Below are 8,987 nucleotides of genomic sequence, written 5' to 3'. Positions count from 1 at the left end.
TAGATGGATTGTTTGTCCTGACTTAGTTGATCGCCTATGGCTTCTTCCCATTCAGATAGCAGACGTTGAATATCTTCGTTTTGGTTGGTTTTGAATTGATCCATTTGAGTGAATAGATTTTTGTCCTCAGATAAACATGAAGCCTGTTGTTCACTAGCGAGTTCTAATTGATAAAAACGTTGGCGTAATGCTTCGAGAAACCAATCTGGCCAATTTGACATAGTACATTTTCCCTCCCGTTGTTTGAGTGTGTGTATGTTAACTCTGATGGGGAGGGATGGCAAGTCATTGTTTTTGAGTGGAGGGATGTTGAGTTATCTTTAAAAATATATTTTTTATTAATATAATTTGGTGTATATGTATATTTAAATATTAGTTAAAATATACCATTTAAGTAATAAGGATGACAAAAAAACAGGTCAATCATGGTGGTATCTGACCATAATCAACCTGTTCAATGTAATGCTATTACATTATTTAGGGTATAGAATTAAAGCATTGATGTGCGTACAAGCAAAATGACGATATCTTATACGGGTATTATATGGGTTATATATGTTATTGTAATAATGGTGAGTTCATTCGGCACTCGGTAGCCATAGTTAACAGTTTACTTTTCCCGGTATATCCCTATTTCCTCAAACGAAGTTATACTCTCACTTAAGCCCTCAGGACTTTCTGTTCCAATTATTTCAATTTCACTTTTTGACAAAGTGATGTTCCCATGAGGATTATTTACTTTCCTATCATATACAGACTTTAACAAGTCTACTTGTTCGGGAGTCATTTCATAATAATCTCGCCAAGATTCAATTGCAGAGTCGTCTTCCATAAACTGCCTTTCCAATAAATATCCACCACATTGTACCATTCTTACGATATTATCAACTGAAGTAATATTATCGTCATCACCCCAAAATGCAGTGGTAATAGATGGTGAGGTCATGCCATCTTCATCTTCTTCAAGTAGATATTCTAAAGTATCATTCTTAGCCAACTCAAGGACATGCTTTGGTGCACCAGTAAAAAAATCTAAAGCTGTATGAATATCGGTTCGAGTATAGTTCTCATTTCGAAATGCCCCAACAAAATAATTCCCTTTGAAAGTAATAGTACCTCTTCCTCCCGAACCATCAATAACACTATAATTATCACCATCCCATGAGTGTTCGTATGATAGTTCAGGATAATGAGCAACCATTATTGCATGTGCAATTGATGCAAGTATACAACCGCTCCGTAATTTATTTCTATTTAATTGACTATTTAATATCACAGGCTTCATTTTTTTCTCCTTTTCGGTTTAGTTGGTGGTGTTTTCTTGCTTGGTTTATCAAGGTCAGAGGGTAACTTATTTGATTTGTCTCGATTTTCTTTTCGAGATAATACTTGAGCATTACTGTAACTGTTAGAACCATCTTTATCCCTAGGAATAATATGGTCGATTTGCCATTCATTCGGATCGGGAGTAACACCTTTTTTACTTTTTTGAGGTTTAGTTAGAATTTGACCAGTATCGTCAGACTTAACAACCTCACCATTTCGTTTCATATTTTCTTCAATAATCTTTTTCTTTTGAGCCGCAGTAAAATCCTTCCCAGGACCTACATGCTTAGAATCTTTAAGATGTGAATATGGTCCATTGCCTGATTGTGGTGTGCTTTTCTTCTCTGCTTGATGTTTTTTGGGTTTTTGAGGCTTACCCGTCCCCTCAGTTTTGGGTGGTTCGATTGGTTTTGAAGGTGTATCTTTGCCCATCTGCATTTTTTCAAAATTAGCCTTTGGAATTTTGAATTTTCCAGAGGGGAGCTTTAATTTCGTATTTAACTTAACACCACGTGAACCTCTAATGCCTTGAAAATTATAAGCTATACCGGTAAATACAATGGAGGCAGCTTGCCATTTGGGTATGGGTTCTCCCGTCCACAGATTATAACCTTCCATAGCTGCTTTTGTCTGTTCCAGGATAGGATCGAACTCATCTGATCCGTTATCTAATTTGATTTCTCCATTTTTGATCGCTTCGTTATAGGCGAGAGTAGCTTGGGCAGCTTTCTGATCAGTAACTCCATTTTTGCTCAGTACCCACATAGTTCCTACTATTTTTTTATCATATTCATCAAAATTATGGAATGCTTTAGCTTTTTCAGCTTGCATGTAGCTATCGTGCTTGTCCTTCCAACGTTGTCTCAGATCTACAGGAATCTGCTGATAGGCATGAGCCATAGCATTCGACTCTTTCAGCAGGTTTTGAATCAGCTCTAATGGGCCACCGGAATTAGCTATATGACGCGCACTTGTATATGCTTTTCCTAATATCCATTTGCTATAGTAGGCTTGTCTTGCTTGCTCATGCTCATATTGACTGATTAGTCCTTGGAGTGCTAAGCCAGCCAAGTGTTTGAGCGGGTGCAACCCTGTTTCTTTACTACCTCCAACCGTGGGCGTGCCTTTACTACGAATAGGGATGGCTCCAGTTGCTTGTAACACCGTTGCCGCCACTTTACCTGCTGGCCCACCCACCGTATTCAACATCACACTGGCTACGTTCCCAACTACGGGAATGGAACCTAACAGCTTGGATACCGTTCCCATCAAGGCATTCGCCTGTTGAAGTGCTGCTGGAGTTGTAACTTTTGCTTTAGGAGTAGAGGCTTGGCTGCTAGAAGAATCCTTTGCTGCTGATTGGGCTGCTTCATAAGCTTTTATACTCATTAATGGCGGCTCAGGCACAGGAGGGAGGTCAGCCACGAAAACGGGTGCTTTCACCGTCCCTTCCTGATAAATCACTGGAGCTTTGGTATCTGTCTCACCATCCAGCACCATGCTACTTTCTCCACCTTTTAGATGCAGGGCTGTTCCAGCTTCTAACGACAGTTCCTCACCTGCATCGAGCTTCACATGACCACCCTGAATCTGTACATCCCCCGGACTGTTGATGGTGATGCCACCATCTTCATTTAGTGTAATGGAAAATCCATCCGAGGTGGACAGGGTCAATTCATGCTCAGACATTTCTACGCCGCTACCTTGCACATGCTGCCAGACCTTAACCTCTGGTTGTCCATTTGTGTGGCGTTGTTGTCGGAGCGAATCCGTTACATAGGCATCCTGTTCGCGGTGTGTAGGCAGATACAACTCGACCTGTTCCCCGATTTCAGGCATATCGTACCAGCCACTATGTTCTTCGGCTACATATTGAGTCGCTACAGGAAACCAACAGGCTTTGGCAGGATCTTGCTTCGGGTCGATGTCGAGTTGAAGCTGCACAAAATCCTGCTGTACCTTCAGCACCGTTCCTGTCAGCGAAATCCCGGTCGCCTGATCGTTCTCATACCGGGCATAGCGAATATCCTGTTCAGCTTGGAGATCATAACGAGTACGCAGTAAGCCATCTGCTAACGTTGTTACTGCCCGAACGACGACCAACTCTTTGCCTTGTCCGATGGGTAATGTAATGAGGTCGCCTAGAGCGTAGTATTGCAGACTTTCAATTGTATAGGTGACATACGAGCCGGCACGTTCTCCTGGTTTTCCCGTGTCTAGCTCATGAAACGTTTTTCGTACCCTGTAAAACACATCCCGTTCAACCTTATGCTGCTTGCCTTCTGGCATCCCGAAGAAAACTTTGGGCGAGGCTGCGGTCACTTCTGGCACAAGTATTGAACCAAAGCGAGAAGCGAGGCGTTTTAAAAATGCCCAATCCGTCTCTTCATATTGTAAAACAAAAGTATCCAGTTTGGCATAATTAGTTACGGTATCAATGGCGTCTCCATACTCATACTTCCGAACCATCGAGGTGACCAGATTATCATAGGTACGGTGAATATCCTGATAGGAACGTTTTTTCAGTTTAATATCCATTTGATAGGAATGCGAAGCAGCCTTCAGTTCAAAGGTATATACTCCCCGCGTACAATTCACAGACATTTGCGTAACGATCCCATGGAATAATCTTCTCAGTGATTGTCCCTGATCATCCAACTGACGAATCACAATCGGCTCTTGCTCCATATTTTGTCCGATGCATGCGGCTCCCTGTTCTTCGGAGAGCATACCACTGATATGTAAAAAGGTATGATCATTAATGGTACGTGTGATTTGAAGTTGATCGATGTGTTGCGGCTGAAAGGGACCATAAAAGCGTAGGCTTTCATATCCTATCCCATCTGATAATAGGCTCAAGTGAGTTCATAACTCCTTTCTAGATGTGATGGCTGATTACAAGAGTAAAGTGCAGCATTTTTAATTCGGGTCTGACGAATAGAAGAAATGGATGGATACAACTTTGAGTTAAGACCGATATGTATCACTGAGTTTTTTTGGCACAAAAACATTCTTAATCCGATACAGGTGTCCCAAGTAAGCATTCATTCAAGGTACAAAAGGGCAAGAGGTGATATTTAATTACGAACCCAGCATATGTATTTATCGGTTGAAAGAGAGATTTAGTTTACAGAATGACCCATTGGTTGGTGTATTTACTATGTGTATTTTTGGAAGGGAGAGGTATGGGAAGAGAGAAGGCTGACAGTAATTTTGAGCAATTGCCTTCCAAAGTCAGGAACGGGGCTAATTTAATTGTGATTATGGATTCGGGTAAATTAAATACAGGATCATATGGAACTAGTGGGATCGATAGAAGTGAAGAGAAAACGGGTATCATCTGGAAAAAGGTGGTGTTGTGAGAAGGAGTGGCTTTTGATATTATAGGTAATATATATAATAAAAAGAAATATATCCCTTTGACTGTCTCGACACACGTGGAGTGCGTGGTAGTGATATATCGGGATCAGAAGCATTGATGTACGAGGGATGGAAGGCAATTTGAATATGTTCCTGCATTCAAAAAAATGCTTTAGGGTTGAGTGCGGGAACATATACTTTTTTTCATTCACAAGGCACGAGAAGTGCTGTTCACTGTTGGTAAAGCAGGATTATTCATTGAGATGTATTGGCGGGAATAATTAAAGAGGGGCTGTTATCCCCTCTTTTTTGTCTTTTCTAACTGTGTAATAGTACCATAAACCCATCTATAGTAAGAAATTTTGCATCTGCATGTATCTTTAGGAGGATATTTTAAAATAATTGTAGAAGGATACATAGATACTATAGTAAGTAATTCTCCTAAAGGGAGGAAATAAAATTGCAAAATATACTTGCCTCAGAACTAAGAGAACAAGCTGGCTCTAATAGCTTCAATAGATTTGATTATCAAGCTCATTGGATAGTACACCATATGATAATTGAATTTAAGAAAAATTCTCAATTCTTAGTTATTTGTGAATTTCATGACGACATGACTAAAGTTTCCGACATACAGAATCCAAATTGCGCGGAATTTTTCCAAATAAAAACAACTGCTCAATATAAGAAATGGTCATTACCATACCTTACTAAAACAACTACTAAAAGAAGCGGTGCTGTAAAAAACAGCTTTCTAGGTTTTTTGTTTTATAACTTTCTGAAATTTAAAACAGAATGTAGTAAATGTCACTTTGTATCTAACATTGGGGTAGATGCGGAAATAAGAAAGTGGCAGTCCATCATTGAAGATGGCAAGCTGCTAAAAACAACTGACCCTGCTCTGTACTCAAAAATTAAAAACCTAATCAAGAGTGAGTTTAATAATATTGACTTAAATGAGTTTGAACATATATTCGATAACTTCGTACAGGACACCTATGTTTATGATGGTGATCTACCTCTTGAAAATTATGAAAAAGTCGTAGCGGGCGAATTTTTTAAAATGCTGGAAAATGATGAGTTGTATACTTCGAACAGTAACAAGATTTTAAAAGACATTATTGAAGATGTACGGAAAAAGAGCAAAACAAAAATTGAAGTTCCTATAAGTTATAGCAAATTAGTAGAAAAAAAAGGTGTATCATCAGATGTATTTTCCGCTTTGCAAACGAATATGAAAAAGATTTCTTCCCAAAGCTATTTTAGAGAACTTGAAGAATTTCTGACTGATAGTGGATTATCTTTACCGAAAAGAAGATTACTTCTGCGAGAATTGAAAGAACATAAACTAAAAATGTTAGACATTAATAAGTTGTTATATCAGGACGTATCTTTTCAAATAATTGCTGTAATAGATGAGATCCTCTTGAAACAATATGCAAGAATTGATGATATATTTTATTTGTTAGACGAAGTAAAAAAACAATGTGAGAACTTTATCAAGGATAACATTGATTTCAATATTCCCCTTGTGGAGGCTATGTTTTATGAAAGACTTATTTCGGAAAACACAACAATATAAAAGATTAATTAGAAAATTAAGGATTTTACAAGAAGGAGAGAAGTATGGAAAGATTGTTGATAAAAAAACTAATAGTAATAAGTGATGTGGAAGAGTCATCAAAAGAGATCAGCTTTCTTGAGGGGCTAAATTTAATAATCGGTGAAAATAAAACTGGTAAATCTTCTTTAATCAAAAGTATCTTTTATTCCCTGGGCTGCGAACTTATTTTTGAGGATGATTGGAAGAACCTTGTTCAAAAATATGTTTTATTCTTTGATTATGGGGAAAAAAAATATTGCACTATTCGGGAAAAGGAGAACATTAAGCTCTTTAACATTGTCAATGAATCAAAGTTTATAGTTCTGTCAGATAATAAATCTTATCATGAATTTTGTATGGCATTGATGCAAGAGCTAGATGTTTCTATGGATTGTCTAACCATAAATGGCCTAGAAGTTTCCATTACTACTCCATTACTATTTAGATTTCAGTACATAGACCAAGATTCTGGGTGGTCTAAAATAGGCGAAAGTTTTTCGAATATGAAGTACATTAAAGATTGGAAGGGGAATACTAATAAATATGTAGTAGGATACCAAGAAAACAAGTATTACAAAGAGAAAAATAATATTTTGAAAATTAATAAAACTATCCAAGAATTAATTATAAAGCTTAAGTACTTTAACGAACTTCTAAAGACAATTCAAATGAATATAGAGGTAAGTAATACAGAAAACAACATAATTTTAGAAAATAGCCAGGTCAAGCTTGCTTTTTCAGAACTTGATAATTTAGAAAGAAGAAAAATAAAACTGGAAGAGAGTATTTCGGAACTCAAAAACATAGAGTATGAAAAAAACCTTCAATTGGCTACTTTAAAGGAGTATATTAAAGAACTCGATAAAGATCATACGTATGCAATGACACAAGAAGAAAAAATTATCTGTCCTACGTGCGGTACAGTCCATAATAATAAAGTAATAGACAGGCTGGAAATTGTTAAAGATATTCAATCTGGCAACGAATTAATTAAGCAAATAAGAAATGAATTAAAAGAACTAGATTTTAAAATTAGTGGTCTACTGGAAGAAAAAAATCAGGTGAATAAAAGATATAGCTTTCTAAAAAGACAAATTGAACGAAGCAAAGAATTAGCCACTGTTGCCAACACCTTTCGGAATGAAGGTAAACAAGAAATTGTTTTTACTGGGAAGCTTGAAAGGGACAAGATTATGAAATTGATAATAGAAGAGGAACGCAACGTAAAAAAAATTAAAGAGAAGATAAAAGAGTTTAATTCACCCGAAAGAAGGAATAAAATTTTAACTGATCTTAAAACAACATACGAAGGAATCTTAAAGGAGCTTAATATACCTTTGAAAACTTTGAAATTAAAAGATTTTGTACAGGAGCTAACAAAGACTGGAAGTGAAAAGCCGAGGATTATTTATGCCTATCATGTTGCTCTGTACCTTTATAATCTTGATCGAATGGTCAGTCCATTCAATTTCTTGGTTATAGATACCCCCAATCAACAAGGCCAGGATTGGAAAAACTTAAAAAGTATTGATGAAGTTCTTGGATATCTTTTAGATAAGCGTGGACAGGTTATTATTGGTACAGAAAGAGAGACGGGATACGAAGAGGAAGCTAGTATAGTCATTCGATTAATGCAAGAGAGAAGAACTTTAAATAAAAAGGATTATACAAGCCATATTGAACTTTTTAGAAATCTTGAAAAATTAGAATCGTAATTTAATGAGATTTACTATCTAAAAGAGGAAGGGTAATTCCAGAGATTGAATTACAAAAAAATTGTTGTTCAAATAATAGCTCAAACGTTACAGTTGTTCCCTTCTATAAATTGTAAGGAATTTATAGAAGGGAAGAGGGGGAGTTCGTGAGCTTCAAAATTCGATAACAAATCAGTAGACCTTCACCGCAGTGGAACACATCTTTTCAATTATCTGTAGAGGTTGCGTGAAGGTTATGATAATCTAATCGATGAGATTGATTTTTTTGGGAAATATACGTGCCAACATATTTTTTAGGGTCAATTGCAATATTTTATGAAAAAATCTGCGATATACAGTGTATGGAAATTAGACTTATTTTGAAAAAAAGTAACAAATAAAAGGTAGGTAGGCCTTGCAAGCGGTTGGATTAATCCGAAACGATAGCTGTCTTGTGATCCAATGCAACAACTGAGATGGTATATCGTAAACTTGTACACTATTCTTCCAACTGTATAATTATCTGAACTTCGTTGGCAGTCAGTAAGGAATGAAGGATCGGCGTTATAGAAACTCAAATTATCAATGAGAACGTCTTCTTTTAGAACAGGTTTCATGGTACAAATAAAATCTAACGAAAAGGAGATATTCTTTTCTTATTTCGTTAGAAGGTTGAAAGTCCCTTGCATGGCTAAATAATCATTCAAGATTTAATCAATTGATTAATCTTAGAAGAACTTTTCATTTTTGATTGTATTTTTTCAATTAGCTCAATCATTAATTTGATATTCATAGACGTAGAGTGTTGGATTAGAGTTTCCCTGTTCTCTTCTAAAAGTTTGGTTATTTCTTGTAGGTAAATATCCCTTTTATTTCTTTTACAATAGGATAGAAGGTAACTGAATTCAATTTTTACTTTTTTGACACAGATAGAAGGATTAGTTTTATCTATGAATTTTAATTCTTTTAGTACTATAGGGATAGAATAGTATATTGTTTTAATA

The 8,987-nt window shown here is 36.4% G+C and carries 7 protein-coding genes; 3 read left to right on the top strand and 4 right to left on the bottom strand.

The window, feature by feature from the left end:
* From QD47_RS32770 to QD47_RS28520, 3 genes are all read right to left on the bottom strand, one after another.
* On the bottom strand, window positions 1-221 hold a 221-nt coding region (locus QD47_RS32770), incomplete at its 3' end, for a hypothetical protein (protein WP_044649304.1).
* A gap of 389 nt (window positions 222-610) precedes the next feature.
* Window positions 611-1,285: a hypothetical protein gene (locus QD47_RS28525; RefSeq protein WP_044649303.1), complete on the bottom strand. Its 675-nt coding sequence runs from the start codon at window positions 1,283-1,285 to the stop codon at window positions 611-613.
* A complete protein-coding gene (locus tag QD47_RS28520) occupies window positions 1,282-4,185 on the bottom strand; it encodes a contractile injection system protein, VgrG/Pvc8 family (RefSeq protein WP_082067343.1) in 2,904 nt (967 codons plus the stop codon). Before QD47_RS28520 ends, QD47_RS28525 begins: the two co-directional genes overlap by 4 nt.
* Window positions 4,186-4,511: 326 nt before the next feature.
* Between QD47_RS28520 and QD47_RS32310 the strand changes: the two genes are divergently transcribed.
* From QD47_RS32310 to QD47_RS28510, 3 genes are all read left to right on the top strand, one after another.
* Window positions 4,512-4,688 (top strand): hypothetical protein, encoded by a 177-nt coding sequence (locus QD47_RS32310; RefSeq protein WP_161797216.1) that lies wholly within the window; start codon window positions 4,512-4,514, stop codon window positions 4,686-4,688.
* A gap of 458 nt (window positions 4,689-5,146) precedes the next feature.
* Entirely contained in the window at window positions 5,147-6,268 is a 1,122-nt protein-coding gene (locus QD47_RS28515; protein WP_044649302.1) for a dsDNA nuclease domain-containing protein, read from the top strand.
* A 44-nt stretch (window positions 6,269-6,312) separates the two neighbouring features.
* On the top strand, window positions 6,313-8,004 hold the full coding sequence (locus QD47_RS28510) for an SMC family protein (RefSeq protein ID WP_044649301.1): 1,692 nt from the start codon (window positions 6,313-6,315) through the stop codon (window positions 8,002-8,004).
* 682 nt (window positions 8,005-8,686) lie between these two features.
* Here QD47_RS28510 and QD47_RS33550 read toward each other — a convergent pair.
* Window positions 8,687-8,987 (bottom strand): hypothetical protein (locus QD47_RS33550; RefSeq protein WP_044649300.1); only part of this gene is annotated, 301 nt, incomplete at its 5' end.

The sequence above is a fragment of the Paenibacillus terrae genome, from assembly GCF_000943545.1.
GTDB classification, from domain to species: domain Bacteria; phylum Bacillota; class Bacilli; order Paenibacillales; family Paenibacillaceae; genus Paenibacillus; species Paenibacillus terrae_A.
The sequence above is the reverse complement of the archived record's forward strand: the minus strand, read 5'-3'. Positions and strand labels throughout refer to the sequence as shown.

What these genes read in the sequence shown, in the direction of transcription:
- QD47_RS28525 (WP_044649303.1), bottom strand. Translation starts at nt 1,285, where the DNA reads ATGAAGCCTGTGATATTAAATAGTCAATTAAATAGAAATAAATTACGG.
- QD47_RS32310 (WP_161797216.1), top strand. Translation starts at nt 4,512, where the DNA reads ATGGGAAGAGAGAAGGCTGACAGTAATTTTGAGCAATTGCCTTCCAAA.
- QD47_RS28510 (WP_044649301.1), top strand. Translation starts at nt 6,313, where the DNA reads ATGGAAAGATTGTTGATAAAAAAACTAATAGTAATAAGTGATGTGGAA.